This is a genomic window from Flavobacterium pygoscelis, from assembly GCF_023162025.1.
GTDB lineage: Bacteria > Bacteroidota > Bacteroidia > Flavobacteriales > Flavobacteriaceae > Flavobacterium > Flavobacterium pygoscelis.
The window spans coordinates 25,139-44,521 of the sequence record NZ_JALNUB010000008.1 but is presented as its reverse complement, the minus strand read 5'-3'; the positions used below and the strand labels follow the sequence as shown (position 1 = coordinate 44,521).

The window sequence follows — 19,383 nt, the reverse complement described above, 5'->3', positions numbered from 1 at the left end:
ACTTAATTTACTTTAGAATAAGCTAAAAAATTCAGAATAAAAGAGCTAAAATACAATCGTTTAAATTTAAAAAATGAAAAAGCAATTCATCCCTTTTTTTCTATTCCTAACAATTATCATGGGAAGTTGTTCCACTTCTAAAAATGTTTCTAAAATACAGAAAACACCTTTTGTATGGGAAGGAGCCAATGTCTATTTCTTATTAACAGATCGTTTTAATAACGGCAATACATCAAATGATACTAATTTTGAAAGAAATAAAAAAACGGCAAAATTACGCGGTTTTGAAGGAGGTGACATTATAGGAATTACCAAAAAAATAGAAGAAGGCTATTTTGATAAATTAGGAATAAATGCAATATGGTTTACACCAGTTGTAGAACAAATTCACGATGGTGTAGATGAAGGAACTGGACTAACATATGGTTTTCATGGTTACTGGACGAGAGATTGGACTAACTTAGATCCTAACTTTGGAACCAAGGAAGATTTAAGAATGCTAGTCGATAAAGCACATGCACATGGAATTAGAATTATACTAGACGGTGTAATCAATCATACTGGACCGGTAACACAAACAGATACTGTCTGGCCAAAGGATTGGGTACGAACAGGTCCAGTATGTGATTATAAATCCTATAAAGGCACCACTGCGTGTACGCTAGTGTCTAACCTTCCTGACATTAAAACAGAAAGTAATGAAAATGTAGATTTACCTCCTTTTCTAATCGAAAAGTGGAAAAAAGAAGGACGCTATGAAAAAGAAATGGCAGAATTAGATGCGTTTTTTGCTCGTACTGGATATCCAAAAGCACCCAAATATTATATTATAAAATGGCTCACAGATTATATTAGTGATTACGGGATTGATGGTTACAGAGCCGACACAGTAAAACACACCGAAGAAACGGTTTGGGCTGATTTTAAAACGCAATGTGACTTTGCTTTTGCCACTTGGAAGCAAAATAACCCTACTAAAGTTTTAGATGAAAATTCTTTCTATACAATTGCCGAAGTATATAATTATGGCATCGGCAGTGGAAAAATTTTTGACTTTGGAGATAAAAAAATCAACTATTTCGAAAATGGTTTTAACAACATGATCAATTTCGAATTTAAAGGGGATGCCCAAAAAGAATATGAATTTATATTCTCTAAATATTCAGACAAGTTAAATAATGAATTGAAAGGATACAGTGTTTTAAACTATTTATCTTCTCATGATGACGGAGCTCCTTTTGATGCCAAACGCACAAAAAGTAAAGAAGCAGCAATTAAGTTGTTACTTTCGCCTGGATTATCTCAAGTATATTATGGAGATGAAAGTGCACGATCGTTAGTAATCGAAGGTACAGAAGGTGATGCAACATTGCGTTCTTTTATGAATTGGGAGGAAATTAAATCAAATTCAGAAACTCAAAAAACACTATTACATTGGCAAAAATTAGGGCAATTTAGAAGAAATCACCCTTCAATTGGTGCAGGAATTCACAAAAAAATTTCCGACCAGCCTTATACTTTTTCTAGAACATTCTCCAAGAATAATTATTCGGATTCAGTTATTATAGGATTAAATCTGCCAGTAGGTCAAAAAGAAGTAACTGTAGCATCTATTTTTAAAAACGGAACAAAGCTAAAAGATACTTACTCAGGAAAAGAAGTTTTGGTTGTAAACGGAAAAGTCAGTATAGATTCTGAATTTGATATTGTTTTATTAGAAGCCATTTCCGAAACTAAATAATAAAAAACAGTAAAAGCTTTTTATCATCTTATTCAAAACACCTTTGTAAATGAAGGTGTTTTTTTTTTATAATGAACTTTATCAAAAAGTAGTAAAACACTTAAATATATTTTATATCTTTTTTAAGAAATATAACTTTTGTAAAAAATTCCGTCTATTTTTGGCAATCAAAACCAAACCAATGGAATTTTTAGAAAACTACGAACCTTTGCTTAAAGCTTTCTGGTATATCGCATTACCAATTAGCTTATTTTTTGCTTTGCAAACCATTATGACTTTCATTGGCCTAAGCGGCGGTGAAACCGATATCGACTCCGATGCTGGGGATGGAGATTTACCTTTTGAAATCTTCACCTTGCGCAATCTTATCAACTTTTTATTAGGATTTAGCTGGAGCGGAATTTCATTTTATGATTCCATTCAGAACAAAGCAGTGCTGATTGGTGTTTCTCTTACAATCGGTTTAGCTTTTGTTGGCGTTTTCTTTATATTAGTAAAGCAAATTTTAAAATTATCGGAGAACAATAGTTTCAAAATAGAAGATACACTTAACAAAACAGCCGAAGTATATCTTACCATTCCCGAAGCTAAATCGGGAAAAGGAAAAGTACTAATTAGCGTAAATGGCTCTTTTCATGAACTAGATGCCATGACGCTTTCAAATGAAAAAATATATTCGAATTCTTCCGTAAAAGTAATTGCTGTTGAAAACAACTTATTAATTGTAGAAAAAAATTAAATTAAACTAAACCATGACCGAAATTATTATTATTGTCGTTGCCGTATTCGTTATTTTCGTTTCCTTTTTAACTCTTATATCGCGTTATAAAAGATGTCCTTCTGATAAAATTCTTGTGATTTATGGTCGCACCGGAGGAACTTCTGCAAAATGTGTTCACGGAGGAGGTGCTTTTATATGGCCTGTTGTTCAAGATTTTCAATATTTAGATTTAAAACCACTTTCTATTGATGCGAATTTAACCAATGCCTTATCGCGCCAGAACATTCGGGTTGATGTTCCTTGTCGTTTTACTATTGCAATCTCAACAGAAAGTGAAAGTATGAATACTGCTGCTGAACGTTTGCTAGGTTTACAGCCAGAACAAATTCAGGAATTAGCAAAAGACATTTTATTTGGGCAACTGCGTTTGGTTATTGCTACAATGACTATCGAAGAAATAAACTCTGACAGAGATAAATTCTTAGAGAATATTTCTAAAAATGTAGATTCGGAATTAAAAAAAATTGGTTTAAAATTAATCAACGTAAACGTAACCGACATCAAAGATGAATCGGGTTATATTGAAGCTCTAGGAAAGGAAGCTGCTGCAAAAGCTATTAATGAAGCTAAGATATCAGTTGCAGAACAAGAAAAAATTGGAGAAACTGGAAAAGCAATGGCAGATCGTGAGAAAGACGTTCAAATTGCAGAAACCCACCGTGATCGCGACGTAAAAATTGCCATCACAAATAAAGATAGAGAAGTAAGTATTGCTGCAGCTTTCAAGGATGAAAGTATTGGTAAAGCAGAGGCACAAAGAGATACCCGTGTAAAAACATCGGAGGCCAATGCAATTGCGATTCAAGGAGAAAATGAAGCACGTATTGCTATTGCACAATCAGAAGCAACAAGAAGAGAGCGCGAAGCAGAAGCATTAAGAATGGCACTCGCCTCAGAAAAAGTACAAAGTGCAAGAGCACTAGAAGAATCCTATGTTGCAGAGCAAAAAGCCGAAGAAGCTCGTGCAGAAAGAGAACGATCTACTCAAAATGCCAATATTGTTATTCCTGCTCAAATTGCAAAACAAAAAGCCATTATTGATGCACAAGCTGAGGCCGAAAAAACAAGGGAATTAGCCAAAGGTGAGGCCGATGCTATCTTTGCAAAAATGGAAGCAGAAGCAAAAGGGTTATATGAAATATTAACAAAACAAGCAGAAGGATATAAGGAAGTAGTTAGCGCTGCTGGTGGAGATCCTACAAAGGCGTTCCAATTATTATTGATTGAAAAATTACCCGAATTGGTTCGAACTCAAGTGGAAGCTGTAAAAAACATCAAAATTGATAAAATCACGGTTTGGGATTCTGGAAACAATGGTGACAATGGCGCAGGTTCTACAGCTAATTTTGTCTCTGGCATGATGAAAACGGTTCCTCCTTTGAATGATTTATTTAATATGGCAGGATTAAATTTACCTACTTATTTAAAAGGAGAGGATACAAAGGAAGTAAATAGTAAAAGCACTGCTCCTGCTGAAATTACAACTCCAACTGATCAAGTATAGAAATAAATAATCCTTAAGTTAATTTTTAACTTTTAGATAATCTATTGCGAATCTCTAAAGCACAAATCGTTTTTGGTTTGTGCTTTTTTATTTTAGTTACCTTTGAAAAAAAATCGTCCTATATGCTTAAAATAGGCCATCGTGGCGCCAAAGGTTTCGAACCAGAAAACACATTAATTTCTTTTCTAAAAGCGTTAGACTTAAAAGTGGACGGAATAGAATTAGATGTTCATCTGAGTCTTGACGATGAATTAATAGTTATTCACGATGAAACAATCGATAGAACCACAAACGGAAATGGCTTTGTAAAGACCCTATCTTTGTCTGAATTAAAAGCTTTTAGAATAAATAATGAGCATGAAATTCCAACTTTAATTGAAGTTTTAGACTTAGTTAATCAAAATTGTTTGGTCAATATTGAACTAAAGAGTTATGAAACAGCTGAAAAAATAGTAGTACTGATCGAGAAATATGTTTCGGAGAAAAACTGGAAATACAATCAATTTATAGTTTCTAGTTTTGACTGGAATGCTTTACAACAAGTTCGGTTTTTAAGCGAAGAGATTCATATTGGCGTTTTAACAGAAACTGATTTAGACTTGGCTTTGGCTTTCGCCAAATTTATTCAGGCAAGATCAATTCACCCACATTTTCATTTGCTAAACAAAGAGAACGTTTCTAAAATTCAAGCTAAAGGAATACACGTTTTTCCTTGGACAATCAATGAACCAGAGGACATCGAAAAAATAAAACAATATAACATAAACGGAATCATCACTGATTTCCCAGATAGAATATGAATCAGAATTTTGATATAATTATAGTTGGCGGTGGCGCAGCAGGATTTTTTACAGCAATAAATATTGTAGAAAAAAACCCAACATTGAAAGTAGCTATTCTAGAACGTGGTAGCGAAGTTTTACAAAAAGTTAGGATTTCTGGTGGCGGAAGATGTAATGTGACTCACGCCTGTTTTGAACCAAATGAATTAGTAAAGTTTTATCCGCGTGGCGAAAAAGAGCTTCGAGGTCCTTTTCATCAATTTGGTGCTGGTGACACTATTGAATGGTTCGAAAAACACGGTGTAGCACTAAAAATCGAATCGGACGGGCGTATGTTTCCCGTTTCAAATTCCTCTCAAACGATTATTGATTGTTTTCTAGAAGCAACAAAAAAATTGGGAATCGCTGTTTTAACTGGACAAAGCGTGCAATCTATTTTTAAACAAGAGGCACTTTGGAAAATAGAAACACAAACCGAAAATTATCTTTGCGAAAAACTAGTATTAGCAACAGGAAGTAATCCAAAAGTCTGGGAAATGTTACAAAATTTTGGTCACGCAGTAATTACACCAGTTCCTTCGCTATTTACCTTTAATATCAAAGATGTTAGAATAAAAGAATTACCAGGAGTGGCGGCACAAGCGACTGTAAAAGTAAAAGATACAAAACTAATTTCTTCTGGACCCTTACTAATTACGCATTGGGGAATGAGCGGACCGGCTATTTTAAAACTCTCGGCTTGGGGCGCACGAATTTTGCGTGACAAAAATTATCAGTTTACAATTTTTGTAAATTGGCTTAATGATGCTGATTCAGAAGAAGTTGAAAAAAAGCTAAAAGACTTAAAACAAGAGCATGCTAAAAAATCAGTTTCTAAAAAATCACCTTTTGAATTAACCAATCGATTGTGGGAAAGCTTAGTGATTGCCTCTGGAATTGAAGCCGAAACAAAATGGGCCGATTTATCCAAAATTCAACTGACAAACTTAATAAACCAACTGGTAAATGGTACTTTTCAAGTGAATGGAAAAAGCACTTTTAAAGAGGAATTTGTCACGGCCGGAGGAATCGATTTAAAAGAAATTAATTTTAAAACCATGGAAAGTAAGTTACATAAAAACCTTTATTTTGCGGGCGAAATCGTAAATATTGATGCGATAACTGGAGGATTTAATTTTCAAAACGCCTGGACGAGTGGTTTTATTGTAGCGAATACTATTTAAAGACTAAAAGTCAATTAACAAGACTTTAATGCTTTACTAAATTTATTTTAGGATTAAACTTATATTTTTACTTTCTATCTAATTGCTATTTATGAAAGGAAAATTACTGTTTGCTTGCTATTTTATCATGGTAAATTCTGTTTTTTCACAATCCCAAAAAATACTAAAGGGTGTGGTAATGTGTGAAAAAAATCCTGTTCCGAAAGTGGATGTGGCCAATTATAAGTCTAAACAAGTTATTACTACTAATACATTAGGAACATTTAGTGTCCAAGTAAAAGTTGGTGATGAACTAGTTTTCATTTCTAAAAACTATGAAATAAAGAGATTAATGGTTGATCAAAAAACGATGAACCTCAACAACTTAATAATTTCATTACAACTCAAACCAGAACAGTTGAACGAAGTAGTAATAACCAACATAGCTTCTATTAAACTGAGTGCGGATAATAAATGGGAAGAAGGGAAAATTGAGGAAATAAATTTAATAAAAAATGCAACTAGTTTAAAAAATCCCGCTGTTTACGATGGAAGAATTGAAAATGGTGTCGATTTAATAAAAATTGGCAGTAAAATTATGGCTCTTTTTAAAAAAGAAAAAGAGCCAATCAAAAAAGAAATTCCTAAAATAGAATTTGCAACTTTGGCAAGAAAGACTTGTGATGAAAAGTTCTATATACAAACACTACATTTAAAACCAGAGCAAATAAATCTCTTTCTTCAATTTTGTGAAGCAGATCCTAAGTCGCAAACACTTTCAAAAGAAACAAGTGTATTAAACATAATGGACTTTTTAATTTATAAAAACACTGACTTTAAAAAGTTATAATTATTAAAGTCAATAGTAATCATACTATTTATTCAACCACCAAATACTGGCATTCAAAACCGCTGCAAAGCTTACCCAAGCGAGATATGGCAGAAACAAATAACCCGCAATTTTATTGATTTTACCAAACTGAACATAGGTCTCATAAATCATTAACCACAATACGATAATTTCTAAACCTGCAAGCATTGGGTTGTGCAATCCAAAAAATAAATACGACCACAAGGCATTTAATCCTAACTGTATCGCAAAGAAAATTAGCGCTTTTTTTACGGCTTCTTTTTCAAATTCTAATCTGTTCCAAACCAAACCTGCGGCAACTCCCATCATTACATAAAGCAAACTCCAAACTGGAGCAAAAATCCAGTTGGGCGGATTAAAACTAGGCTTTACCAAAGTAGGATACCAATCTGTAATAGCAGAGCGAGTAACGATTCCTGAAAAATAACCTATCACAAGGCAAGTAACTACTACTGATAAAATTCGGGTAATCTTATTCATTTTAATGTGTTTTATGTTTTACAAATTTAATGAAAACTTCAATGCATTTCTTAAAAACATATGTTTCAATAAAACTACTGTTTTAAACAATTCAATAAGCTGTATCTATTGTAATATAACTACTTTGCTGACAATTAGAATTGATAAATAATACTCATTCAAAATTTAAAAATAAAATATGTTGAAAATTTAATAAGGTTTTAAAATTATAATTTCTTTTGTTGAATGATTTCAAAAAGTTCTTTCTTGAAAGTATCTCCAATAGGAATGCACTTTTCATTTATGTACACACACAACGAATCTGTTTTAGAAATGTGTCGCATCGAAACAATAAATGATTTATGCGTTTTTATAAATTCTGAAGCAGGCAAAAAATCCTCTATGCTTTTTAAGGTATTATTGGTGATAATCTGCTTGTTGTTTAAATGAATGGCTACATAATTTTTTAGGCCTTCTATGTAACAGATATCCTTAACATAGACTTTTTCAAAATTATTTTTACCGTCTGTTTTAATAAATATAAATTCATCTGCTTCTTTTAAAACTTCTTTAATTTCTGATTGAAAACTATTTTTTACTTTTAAAACAGCTTCATAAAAACGCTCAAATTCAAATGGCTTAAGCAAATAATCTACAGCGTCTACTTCATAACTTTGCAATGCAAACTGCGGATAAGCCGTGGTAAAAATGATGTTTGTTTTCCCTTTTACAATTTTTGACAACTGCAAACCCGTTAAGTCAGGCATTTGAACATCCATAAAAACCAAGTCGATATCACCTTCTTCAATTTTAGATAATGCTTCTAGAGAACTTGTTGTAGAGGCTTTTAAATCCAAAAAAGGAACTTTAGAAACATATTTTTCTAATAATCGGATTGCAGGTGGTTCATCATCAACAATTAGACATTTTAATATTTTCATATTTTATATTTAAGTGGCAATTTTAGTACGGTAGTAAAGATATCATTAGATTGGTTATAATTTAACACATAATCATCTTTATAAATGGCACTCAGCCTTCTTTTTAAATTTTCCTTACCAATTCCGCTATTATTATATCTTTCTGAAGATGAAATTTTATTGTAAGTTGCTACTGTAATTTCGTTTTCGGTAATGTTTATATTAATTTTTGCAGGATTTTCGCTGTCGTTGATAATTCCATGTTTAAAAATATTTTCTACAAAATGTATAAAAACTAATGAGGGTACACTTTGTTCTCCAACAATTCCTTCTACATTGTACTCTAAAAATAAAGTGTCTTCAAATCTTTTTCTGTGAAGATAAATATAATCCTCAATAAATTTAATTTCCTTACTCAAGCTCATAAACTCCTGCTCGGCTTCGTAAGTTACATAACGTAATAGTTCACAAAGACGATGAATATCTTTGGCTATCTTGGGTTGTGTATCTATTAAATCGGTATAAAAAGTGTTCAGTGTATTGAACAAAAAATGAGGTTCTAATTGTGATTTAAGAAAATTGAGTTCCGCTTTATTATAATCTAATTCCAATTTATGAATGCGGTTTTGATTGCTTGCAAACTCAAAGAACAAATACAATAAGGTGCTGTATAAAATCCCTTTGAGCGCAAAATAAGAATTGTCAAAAGTATAAAAAAAGAATTTTCTAGACTCCTCAAAGTAATTGTGGTTTCCGGTGAAATGATATAAAATTACTTCTTCTCCTAAATAGCGAATACGCCCAAAAATAATAATGAGAATTAAAACTCCCAAAGCAAATTTAAAATAATTCTTTTTTCGCAGCGTGTAAGGACAAACAACAAAAAAGTTTAGCGCATAAGTTGTAAAAGTGGCTACATAAATAATGATGCGCCCATAATTTAAAGGGAATTTAAAATTTTTGACAAACCCTTCTGATCCAGCATAAATATAATCTGCAAAAAGATCCATAATCACAACTACAAGGATTATGGCAAAATGAAAGTACCACTGTTTTTTATTTATTTCCATGGGATGAAATTACACATTCTACATCCATTTTAAATGTTTTTTTGGATCAACGCACCAATTGGCTATACGAAACCTACTTTTTTTTATTAAAAATACAATTTAAATACTTTTTAAGGTTTGGTGTAGTGTAAAGACCGTATCGTGTAAAATGAATTTAGGCACCGTTTCTCTATTATAAATTTGCTACAACAAAACCAAACATCATGAAAACAGTCCTTATCCTTTTTTTAGTATTCAACATTAATTTTTTGTTTGCACAAGAAACCAAACTTACAGGAACAATAGCAGCAAAAAACAATAAAGAGAAGTTAGCTTTTGCAACTGTTTCTGTTTTTAATGCTCAAAATAATAGTTTCCTAAAATTCGCTACCACAGATGAAAAAGGACATTATGAAATCCTACTTAATACTCCATCATTTTATATTCAAGTAGAATTATTGGGTTATAAGACATTTAAATCAGAAATTAACACTGCAAAAAAGGCGATTCAAAATCAAGATTTTTATTTAGAGGAAGATTCCGTAGCTCTTAATGAAGTCGTGATAATGCAAAATAAAAGTGCGATAAAACTCAGTAAGGATAAAATGATTGTTGATGTAGAAAAAGCTGGTTTAGGCATTGGCAATGACGGTCTTGAAACTTTAGCCAAGTTGCCAGGAGTTCGTTTAGACAAGGATGAAAATGTAGTTTTTAGAGGAAATGCTAATCTTCAAATTATGATAGACGGTAAACCTTCCTTATTAACTGGTGAAGAGCTTAAGCAATATCTAAAAACTATGGACGGAACCAATATCAAAACAGTTGAAATTATTGCCAATCCTTCCGCAAAATATGATGCTTCTGGAAGTGCCGGTATTTTTAATATTGTTTTAAAAAAATCTGCTGCAACGGGATTAACGGGAAATGTAAAAACATCCATTGGTTATGCAGAATTCATCAAAAACTACAACGGAATAAACCTTTACAACAATACCGACAAATGGAACCTTAAATTTGGTTTAAACTATAATTACTCGGAATCTGCAAATCACAGAACTATAGAACAAACTGTAGTAAATCCATTTCTTACCACAGTTTTAAAGCAAAAAAATGATTGGTTGCCTATTTCTAATAGTTATTCTGGAAACTTTGGAGCCGCTCATAAATTAAATACCAATGCTACTATTGGTGCCTCTGCAAATTACAGTGTTTATAAAAGTGATGAACTTACAAACGGACGTACCGAAGAATTTGACAATAGTATTTACAATCGCTATACGATCTTAAAAACACAAAACGAAATTCTTAATAATACCCTAACAAGTACTGTATTTTACAATTTTGCCACAGATAGTTTAGATACTAAATTGGATGCCCAAATAAATTATGCAAATTACCAAAATGAAAGCGACCGCATTACATCAAATTCATATTTTAGAGCTATAACTAACGATAATTACAAAAACAATGAGTTTGTAAAATACCAAAACCCTACAAACTTTAATATCTTAAGTGCAAAAGTGGACTTTGAGAAAAAGATAAATAAAGCCTTTAGTATAGAAACAGGAAGCAAATACAGTTATGTAAACAATGATTATACGATTGTTTTACAAGACCAAAATGCGCAAGGAGATTATGTTGTAAATACCAACAGAAGCAATCGACTGATTTATAAAGAATCTATTCTTTCTGGATATGGAATTGCAAATTTTACGACAGGGAAGTTAGAATTTCAAGCAGGATTACGAGCAGAATATATTAATTACAATGCTACTTCTGTAACCTCTAATACTAAGAATAAAGATCAGTATTCATCTCTTTTTCCTTCCTTTAGCATTAATGCCAATTTAGAAAGTAATCAATTCAAATTTTCCTACAGCCGCCGCATTCAAAGACCTCGTTATTTATATCTAAATCCTTATTACGAATATATAGACACGTATAATGTTTCTGTAGGAAATCCTAATTTAACTCCTCAGTTTACCGATGCATTTGAATTAGTTTGGATTAATAAACAAAAAACATCTGTTTCCTTATTTGCGAATTTTTCTACAGACGAAATGTATCAAATTATAGATTACAATAAGGATACAAAAATTACAACATTGTATTATGACAACATTGGAAGTTCTAAAAGCATCGGACTTTCCTACAACACCAGTTGGACTTTAAAAAAATGGTGGGAAGCTCAAGTAAGTAGCGAAGTTTCTTTTGGACAAGCTAAATCTGATTTGGAAGGCTATAAATTTGACAATAGTGGTATATCGTACACCGCAGGAATAAATCAGTCTTTTACCCTTGCAAAAGATTGGAGTGCCACTTGGAATAGCTTTTACAGTAAAAATGGAGATTATGGAAACACTAGTTTCAAACCCTCATATGATATGTCTTTTGGTATGCGAAAAGATTTTCTTAACAACAAATTACGTTTGAATCTTAGCGCTCAAAACGTATTGAAAAAAAGTCAATGGATACAAACTACCAAACAAGATAACGTAACAACCAACTGGGTAAATCGTTGGGAAACAAGAAAAGTAACTGTATCTCTTACCTACAGTTTTGGTTCAGCAAAAAAGAAAGAAGTAAAAGAGGCTGACCTTAATGACGAGCAAAATAGATTATAATTAGTATTCTGTTGTTGAGTTTAGAAAAAGATAATTATTAGAAAAAGCAAATTACATACAGATCGCACTACAATTTTCATCAGAATTGATTTAAAAAAATCTACGAATCAGCGGTAAAAAATAGAGTATCTTTGCACAAAATTTATCAATTATGTTTACAGCAACGGATTTTATTCCTTCAAACTATACGCATACTGTAGAAAGTGGTAACTTTCAGTGGAGCGCTCCTAGCAATATTGCTTTAGTGAAATATTGGGGCAAAAAAGACAATCAGATTCCTGCAAATCCATCTGTGAGTTTTACACTTAATAATTGCAAAACAGTTACTAAATTGGCTTTCACCAAAAGAGATAATTCGATTACGGAAAATGCAACAGCCAATACTTTTTCATTTGATTTACTTTTTGAAGGGAAACCAAAAGAAGATTTTAAACCAAAGATTCAAAAATTTCTAGAGCGAATCGAAATTTACTTGCCTTTTTTAAAAGAATATCATTTTACGATTGATACCGAAAATACTTTCCCACACAGTTCAGGAATTGCATCTTCAGCATCAGGAATGGCGGCTTTAGCGATGAACTTGATGCGTTTAGAGAAAGAATTAAATCCAGCAATGACGGAAGCTTATTTTTATCAAAAAGCATCAATGCTCGCACGTTTAGGTTCTGGAAGTGCTTGTCGTAGTATAAAAGGAGAAATCGTAGTTTGGGGAAATCACAACAACATTCCTGGAAGTTCTGATTTATTTGGAGTTGAATTCCCGCATACTGTTCATGAGAATTTCAAAAATTTTCAAGACACCATTTTATTAGTTGATAAAGGCGAAAAACAGGTTTCTAGTACCGTTGGTCATGAGCTCATGCACAACCATCCTTTTGCCGATAAGCGATTTGCACAAGCGCATGAAAATTTAGAGCAATTAATTGCTATTTTCGAAAATGGAGATTTAGATAAATTTATCAAAATTGTAGAAAGCGAAGCCTTGACTTTACATGCGATGATGATGACTTCGATGCCGTATTTTATATTGATGAAACCTAATACTTTAGAAATTATTAATGCCATTTGGAAGTTTAGGAATGCTACTAAAATACCCGTTTGTTTCACTTTAGACGCTGGTGCAAATGTGCATGTTTTGTATCCAAATAAGGATAAAGAAATTGTATTGCAATTTATTCAAGACGAATTAGTTGGCTTTTGCCAAAATCGTCAGTACATTTGTGACGAAATTGGAAGTGGAGCGGTTGAGTATTAAGTTTTTTTCAATACCTTTATTTTCTAATAGTTAGATTATGGATATTCAGTCAGAAAAAATAGAATTGATACAACTTTTGTTAGCGACTAATGACAAAGCGATAATTGATGCCATAAAAACGATTTTTGAAAAAGACAAGCAAGAAGCTTGGGAGAAATTATCGCCAGAGGAACAAGCGGTAATAAATAACGAAATACAAAAAGAAAATCAAGCTGATACTGCTGATTTTTAAAAATATATAAAATCAGATTAACAATCCCAAATTGCTAATTACCTACCTCATATGAAAGGACCTCTATTTTATTCTAAAATATTACTCTTTGGCGAATACGGAATCATCCGTGACTCAAAGGGATTGTCAATTCCTTATAACTTCTACAATGGCGCTTTGAAAAAAGAGGAAAACCCATCTGAGGAAGCCATAAAATCGAATGGACATCTGAAACGTTTTGTGGTGTATTTGCAAAACCTACAACAGGAACAACCTAATTTAGTCAATTTTGACTTAATTACTTTAAATGAAGATGTTGAAACCGGAATGTATTTTGATTCTAGCATTCCGCAAGGATATGGTGTAGGAAGTAGTGGCGCTCTTGTTGCTGCTATTTATGACAAATATGCTCAAAATAAAATTACAGTTTTAGAGAATTTAACTCGCGAGAAACTGTTGCAATTAAAAAATATATTTTCTCAAATGGAAAGTTTTTTCCACGGGAAAAGTTCCGGTTTAGATCCTTTAAATAGTTATTTAAGCATTCCTATTTTAATCAATTCTAAAGATAATATTGAAGCAACTGGAATTCCAACACAAAGTTTTGACGGAAAAGGTGCTGTTTTCTTGTTAGACTCAGGAATTGTGGGCGAAACCGCTCCAATGGTTAATATTTTTATGGAAAACTTAAAAGATAAAGGCTTCCGTGCTATGTTGAAAAATCAGTTTGTCAAACACACTGATGCTTGCGTAGAAAATTTCTTGGGTGGTGATATGAAATCTTTGTTCATGAACACCAAAAAATTATCAAAAGTAGTTTTGAATAATTTTAAACCTATGATTCCAGAGCAATTTCACGGAATTTGGCAAAAAGGAATTGATAGCAATGACTACTATTTAAAATTATGTGGTTCTGGCGGTGGCGGTTATATTCTAGGTTTTACAGAAGATTTAGAAAAAGCAAGACTGTCATTGATCGATTATAAATTAGAAGTAGTTTACCAATTTTAAAATTCTTTTTAATAGTACATCCACCAGGAGAAAATTAAAATAAATATCGAAATAATTGTTGTTTAATTACTAATAAAAAATACTTAGAGCCTTTGTGCCTTTGTGGCTAACCAGATGTTTCAATGAACAGAAAGCACAAACTTCTTATAATGAAAATTGCAAGTTTGTTCTCTGTAGTTAGAGGGTATAACATTCCAATAATTATTTTAGCGCAGTATTTATCTGCCGTATTTATACTCGCTCCCGAGAAAAGAGCTTTAGATATTTTGTTGGATTTCAATTTGTTTATACTGGTTTTCGCTTCCTCACTAACGATCGCTTCGGGTTACATTATTAATAATTTTTACGACAGCCAAAAGGATTTAATCAATCGTCCTAACAAATCAATGTTGGATCGATTGGTCAGTCAGAAAACAAAATTAAGCGTTTATTTTACCCTTAATTTTATTGTTGCTTTGATGGCTCTATTTGTTTCCTGGCGCGTATTTTTGTTTTTCTCTGGCTACATATTTTTTATTTGGTTTTATTCTCATAAAATAAAAAAATACCCATTAATTGGAAATCTTACAGCTGCTTTGTTAGCGGTTTTACCTTTTTTTGCCATTTTGCTTTACTTCTACACACGCATTCCGTTTGAAGATATTGACAATTACAAAAGACAATTGGGAGTGATCTTTTCGCACGCAACTTTTCTTTTTATCCTGCTTCTTATTCGTGAAATGATTAAAGATTTAGAAAACTTAAAAGGAGATTTAGCCAATGGTTATAAAACCATACCTATTGTTTATGGTGAGATGATCTCCAAACAAATCATAACAACATTGACAGTTTTAATAATTATTCCTGTTTATGTTTTAATAGAAATATCCGATGTTGGCTTTATGGATATTTATTTTTATTCCTGCCTTATCATATTGATTTTCTTTTTGTTATACCTTTGGAAAGCAAACCGAAAAGGGCAATTTTTATTTCTACACAACGTGCTCAAATTTTTAATTGTTGCGGGTGTATTTTGTATTGTTTTGATAGATCCAACGGTATTATGGCATGGGAAAAGAATGCTGTTGACTATTTAAAAAAAAATGAAAATAGATTTTAGATATTGCTAAATCTATTATTACAAGAATAGCTAATTAGGATACTCGCCTAGCCCAGATTGCAACGGCATCCTTTTATAATATTTGGCTTTTAGCCTTTTGAAGGCGGAAAGCAAAATGTTATAAAAGATACAGTGAAAAGCGGGAAATAGCTCCAGAAAAAGAAACTCAAACTATTAAGTGACTTATTAGTTAGATAGTTACCTATTTATACTCCTCAACTATTGATTATCAATTATATAAATACTACCTTTGCGCAAATTAAGGAATATTATGAATAATAAGCAAGGCAATAATAAAGGAAGTGGTCCAAGAGCAACTAGTTCAAGACCAAGTTCTAACAAGCCAAAACCTGCGATGCAAAAAAGGGCACAAGGGCCAAAAAAAGTTAAAACAGTTACTAAAGTTGCAGAAGTTGTTTCTGATAAAGTAGAGAAAAAGCCAAACCAAGCGGCAAAAAGACCAAAAGTAAAAGACGAAATTCGTTTGAACAAATATATAGCTAATTCTGGGGCTTGTTCGCGTCGTGATGCAGATATTTACATTACGTCTGGTACTGTAAAAGTAAACGGAATTCCGGTTACCGAAATGGGATATATGGTAAAACCTGGTGATGTTGTTAATTTTGACGGTGCTACATTGACACCAGAAAAGAAAGTTTATATCTTGTTGAACAAGCCAAAAAACTTTACAACTGCGATGGACGAAGGTCAAGAATATCGAAATGTATTAGAATTAGTAAAAGGTTCTACTACAGCAAAAATTGGTGCTATAGGAAGAATGGACAAAAATACAACCGGTTTGTTATTGTTTACTAACGATACCGATATGATTCGTAAGTTTACTTTACCTAGCCAGAAATCATCTAAAATATACCAAGTTTCCCTAGATAAAAACTTGAAATTCGAAGATTTAGAAAAAATAAATAAAGGCTTGACACTTGATGGACACCGCGTTTTTGTTGAAGATGTGAGTTATATTGATGGAGAAGCGAAAAGTGAAATTGGTTTACAACTGCGCTCTTCTAATGTAAAAGTAGTCCGTAGTATTTTTGAACATTTTGATTATGATGTTTTAAGAATTGACCGTGTGGCTTTTGCTGGATTAACGAAGAAAAATTTACCAAGAGGTAACTGGAGATTACTTACTGACCAAGAAATCATCAATTTGAAGAACGTTTAATACGTACTTTAATTTATACTAAACAAAAATCCCTTCCGTTCTATACGGTATGGGATTTTTTATTTAAACGCACCCCTCAATTATATGACACCTGAAAAATTACAGTCGATTGCTTTTAAATGGTTTGAGACTTTTAACAATAAAGAATTAGAAAAATTATTGTCTTTATACGATGAAGATGCAGTGCATTTTAGTCCAAAACTAAAGGTATTAAAACCCGAAACAAACGGATTTGTTACTGGAAAACAACAACTAAGAGAATGGTGGCAAGATGCTTTTGATCGATTACCAAGTTTAAATTACAAAGTAAAAACACTTACCGCAAACGGAGACCGAGTATTTATGGAGTACATAAGAACGGTTGATAATCAAGAAGATATGCTAGTCGCTGAAGTACTAGACATAAGAGACGATAAAATAACTTCATCTAGAGTCTATCACGGATAAGTATTGGTTGAACACTAAAAACAAAAAACCCTACCTCATTTTAATTTTGATGTAGGGTTCTTTGTTATAAAATAGATTTTAGTTTATCCTTTTAACTTTTTTAAAGTTGTTTCTTTTTTATCTAATCCACGCTTTCTTAACAAAGGTTCTATACTTGGCTCAGCACCTCTAAAACGCTTGTATAAAACCATAGGATCTTCTGTACCTCCTTTTTCTAAAACATTCTCGCGAAATGATTTTGCTTTCTCTGGATTAAACAAATTAGTTGTTTTAAACACTTCAAATGCATCTGTATCTAAAACTCCAGACCAAATATAACTGTAATAACCCGAAGAATATCCACCGGCAAAAACATGATTAAAATACGTACTTCGGTATCTAGGGATAATAGCATCTATCAAACCAATTTTTTTCATTGCTGCTTTCTCAAACGCATTTGCATCAAGGGTGATATCCTTTGTTTGTGAGTGGTATTCTAAATCTAATAGCGAAGCGGCTAAATACTCTGTTGTTGTAAAACCTTGATCAAAAGTGCCAGCATTTTTAAGTTTGTTGATTAAGCTTTCTGGTATTACTTCTCCCGTTTTATAATGCTTTGCATACATTTTTAAGACTTCTGTTTCAGCTGCCCAATTCTCCATAATTTGAGACGGCAATTCAACAAAATCTCTTGGAACGCTAGTTCCTGCAAGGCTTTTATAGGTCACATTAGAAAGTAGTCCGTGTAAAGCATGTCCAAATTCATGAAAAAAGGTAGTAACCTCATCAAAAGTCAATAAAGCAGGCGCTGTACCTGAAGGTTTAGTAAAATTACACACAATGGATACCACTGGCGCTAGTCTTTTTCCATTAACCGTTTCTTGCGTTCTATAAGAGGTCATCCAAGCACCACCACGTTTAGAATCACGGGGATGAAAATCCATATAAATAATTCCAATATGACTTCCATCAGCTTCTTTTACTTCCCAGACTGAAGCATCTTCGTGATATTTAGGAACATTATTGAGCTCTGTAAATGTAACACCGTATAATTTTTGAGTTACTTGAAAAACACCGTTTCTTACATTTTCTAAACTAAAATAAGGTTTTAACTCCTCCTCATCTAAATCAAAACGTTGCTTTCTAATTTTCTCGGTATAATATCTCCAGTCATAAGGCTGAACAGCTCCTTTTATTCCGTCTTTAGCCATCATGTTTTTGATATCTATCGCTTCTTGTTTTGCGATTTCTAGAGCTGGCTTCCACAAATCATTCAATAGCTTATTTACATTTTCAGGCGTTTTTGCCATAGATTCTTCTAACACATAATCTGAGTGCGATTTAAAACCTAACAAACGCGCTCGCTGTCCGCGCAAGTTAGCCAATTGTACAACATTTTCTTTATTGTCAGTTTCATCATCGTGATTCGCTCTAGTTTGATAGGCATTCCAGATCTCTTGACGCAATTTTCTATTAGCACTATATTGTAAAAAGGGCATCACACTAGAATTAGAAAGTGTAAATACCCATTTACCTTCTTTCCCTTTGTTTTTGGCATCAGTTGCAGCGGCGTCAATTAAGCCTTGAGGCAAGCCTTTTAAATCTTTTTTGTCTGTAATTACTAATTCATATTTATTAGTTTCTGCTAATAAATTTTGGCCATATTTCAGACTTAATAAAGAAAGATCGCCATTAATTTTCCTTAATACACCTTTATCTGAATCTGAGAGATTCGCACCACTTCGGATGAAATTTTTATAGGAGTTATCAAGAATTTTAGCCTGTTCTAAATTTAAGCCTAGCGTTTCTTTTTTGTCCCAAAGCGCTTTCACTCTGGCAAATAATTTCTCATTCAAATAAATATTATCTCTATGAGCAGATAAATTTGGCGCAACTTCCTTAGCAATATTTTGTATTTCTTTATTGGTGTTCGCCGAATTTAAATTTGAAAAAACTGCATTTACATTGGATAATAATTTGCCTGCATTTTCCATAGCAAGGATTGTATTATCAAAACTTGGTGCAGCAGTTGAATTTGCAATTGCTTTAATTTCTGTATCATGCTCTTTAATTCCTTCTAAAATTGCAGGTTTAAAATGTTCATTTTTGATCAAATCAAACGGGGGAACATTAAAAGGAGTGTTATACGGTTGAAAAAAAGGATTTTTTCCTTTCTCTTCTTTTTTTTCTTGGGCTTCGACAGTTAACATATTTCCGATAACTAGTAGAATAAAAAGTGATTTTTTTCTCATTTTGGTAAATTAATTA

The 19,383-nt window shown here is 32.4% G+C and carries 17 protein-coding genes; 13 read left to right on the top strand and 4 right to left on the bottom strand.

Translation table 11 applies throughout. The annotated features are described in order from the left end of the window. Positions 1–73: 73 nt before the first annotated feature. The 6 genes from MW871_RS12960 (at position 74) to MW871_RS12935 (ending at position 6,860) form a co-directional block, all read left to right on the top strand. Complete coding sequence (locus MW871_RS12960; RefSeq protein ID WP_248428943.1) at positions 74–1,741, top strand: alpha-amylase family glycosyl hydrolase; 1,668 nt, start codon at positions 74–76, stop codon at positions 1,739–1,741. A gap of 181 nt (positions 1,742–1,922) precedes the next feature. Then, positions 1,923–2,480, top strand: coding sequence for an NfeD family protein (locus tag MW871_RS12955; protein ID WP_248428942.1), 558 nt, complete (start codon positions 1,923–1,925; stop codon positions 2,478–2,480). Between the two features lie 13 nt (positions 2,481–2,493). Then, positions 2,494–4,026 (top strand): flotillin family protein, encoded by a 1,533-nt coding sequence (locus MW871_RS12950; protein ID WP_248428941.1) that lies wholly within the window; start codon positions 2,494–2,496, stop codon positions 4,024–4,026. Positions 4,027–4,148: 122 nt separating this feature from the next. After that, positions 4,149–4,826, top strand: coding sequence for a glycerophosphodiester phosphodiesterase (locus MW871_RS12945; protein WP_248428940.1), 678 nt, complete (start codon positions 4,149–4,151; stop codon positions 4,824–4,826). Further along, positions 4,823–6,031 carry a BaiN/RdsA family NAD(P)/FAD-dependent oxidoreductase gene (locus tag MW871_RS12940; protein ID WP_248428939.1) on the top strand — a complete coding sequence of 403 codons (1,209 nt, stop codon included), beginning with the start codon at positions 4,823–4,825 and terminating at the stop codon, positions 6,029–6,031. The genes MW871_RS12945 and MW871_RS12940 overlap by 4 nt, the downstream gene beginning before the upstream one ends. A gap of 91 nt (positions 6,032–6,122) precedes the next feature. Next, entirely contained in the window at positions 6,123–6,860 is a 738-nt protein-coding gene (locus MW871_RS12935) for a hypothetical protein (protein WP_248428938.1), read from the top strand. Positions 6,861–6,884: 24 nt separating this feature from the next. Here the strand turns inward: MW871_RS12935 and MW871_RS12930 are convergent, their stop codons facing one another. From MW871_RS12930 to MW871_RS12920, 3 genes are all read right to left on the bottom strand, one after another. Then, complete coding sequence (locus MW871_RS12930; RefSeq protein WP_188051409.1) at positions 6,885–7,361, bottom strand: TspO/MBR family protein; 477 nt, start codon at positions 7,359–7,361, stop codon at positions 6,885–6,887. A 206-nt stretch (positions 7,362–7,567) separates the two neighbouring features. Continuing rightward, the gene (locus tag MW871_RS12925) at positions 7,568–8,281 is read right to left on the bottom strand and encodes a LytR/AlgR family response regulator transcription factor (RefSeq protein WP_248428937.1); all 714 of its coding nucleotides are present in this window, start codon (positions 8,279–8,281) and stop codon (positions 7,568–7,570) included. Next, positions 8,278–9,330, bottom strand: a complete 1,053-nt coding sequence (locus MW871_RS12920; RefSeq protein ID WP_248428936.1) for a sensor histidine kinase — start codon at positions 9,328–9,330, stop codon at positions 8,278–8,280. The genes MW871_RS12925 and MW871_RS12920 overlap by 4 nt, the downstream gene beginning before the upstream one ends. Positions 9,331–9,533: 203 nt before the next feature. On the opposite strand from MW871_RS12920, the gene MW871_RS12915 reads away from it, so the two are divergent. The 7 genes from MW871_RS12915 to MW871_RS12885 all read left to right on the top strand — a co-directional run bounded on the left by MW871_RS12915 (position 9,534) and on the right by MW871_RS12885 (position 17,136). Continuing rightward, on the top strand, positions 9,534–11,933 hold the full coding sequence (locus tag MW871_RS12915; RefSeq protein ID WP_248428935.1) for an outer membrane beta-barrel family protein: 2,400 nt from the start codon (positions 9,534–9,536) through the stop codon (positions 11,931–11,933). Between the two features lie 151 nt (positions 11,934–12,084). Continuing rightward, positions 12,085–13,188 (top strand): diphosphomevalonate decarboxylase, encoded by a 1,104-nt coding sequence (locus tag MW871_RS12910; protein WP_248428934.1) that lies wholly within the window; start codon positions 12,085–12,087, stop codon positions 13,186–13,188. A gap of 37 nt (positions 13,189–13,225) precedes the next feature. Further along, on the top strand, positions 13,226–13,420 hold the full coding sequence (locus tag MW871_RS12905; RefSeq protein WP_188051414.1) for a hypothetical protein: 195 nt from the start codon (positions 13,226–13,228) through the stop codon (positions 13,418–13,420). 51 nt (positions 13,421–13,471) lie between these two features. Next, positions 13,472–14,410: a mevalonate kinase family protein gene (locus MW871_RS12900; RefSeq protein WP_248428933.1), complete on the top strand. Its 939-nt coding sequence runs from the start codon at positions 13,472–13,474 to the stop codon at positions 14,408–14,410. Positions 14,411–14,559: 149 nt separating this feature from the next. Continuing rightward, a complete protein-coding gene (locus MW871_RS12895; RefSeq protein WP_236023968.1) occupies positions 14,560–15,486 on the top strand; it encodes a geranylgeranylglycerol-phosphate geranylgeranyltransferase in 927 nt (308 codons plus the stop codon). Between the two features lie 294 nt (positions 15,487–15,780). Next, positions 15,781–16,689 (top strand): pseudouridine synthase, encoded by a 909-nt coding sequence (locus MW871_RS12890; protein ID WP_188051417.1) that lies wholly within the window; start codon positions 15,781–15,783, stop codon positions 16,687–16,689. A gap of 84 nt (positions 16,690–16,773) precedes the next feature. Continuing rightward, a complete protein-coding gene (locus MW871_RS12885; RefSeq protein WP_248428932.1) occupies positions 16,774–17,136 on the top strand; it encodes a nuclear transport factor 2 family protein in 363 nt (120 codons plus the stop codon). A gap of 83 nt (positions 17,137–17,219) precedes the next feature. Here the strand turns inward: MW871_RS12885 and MW871_RS12880 are convergent, their stop codons facing one another. Next, the gene (locus tag MW871_RS12880; RefSeq protein WP_210646715.1) at positions 17,220–19,367 is read right to left on the bottom strand and encodes a M3 family metallopeptidase; all 2,148 of its coding nucleotides are present in this window, start codon (positions 19,365–19,367) and stop codon (positions 17,220–17,222) included. Positions 19,368–19,383: the final 16 nt, after the last annotated feature.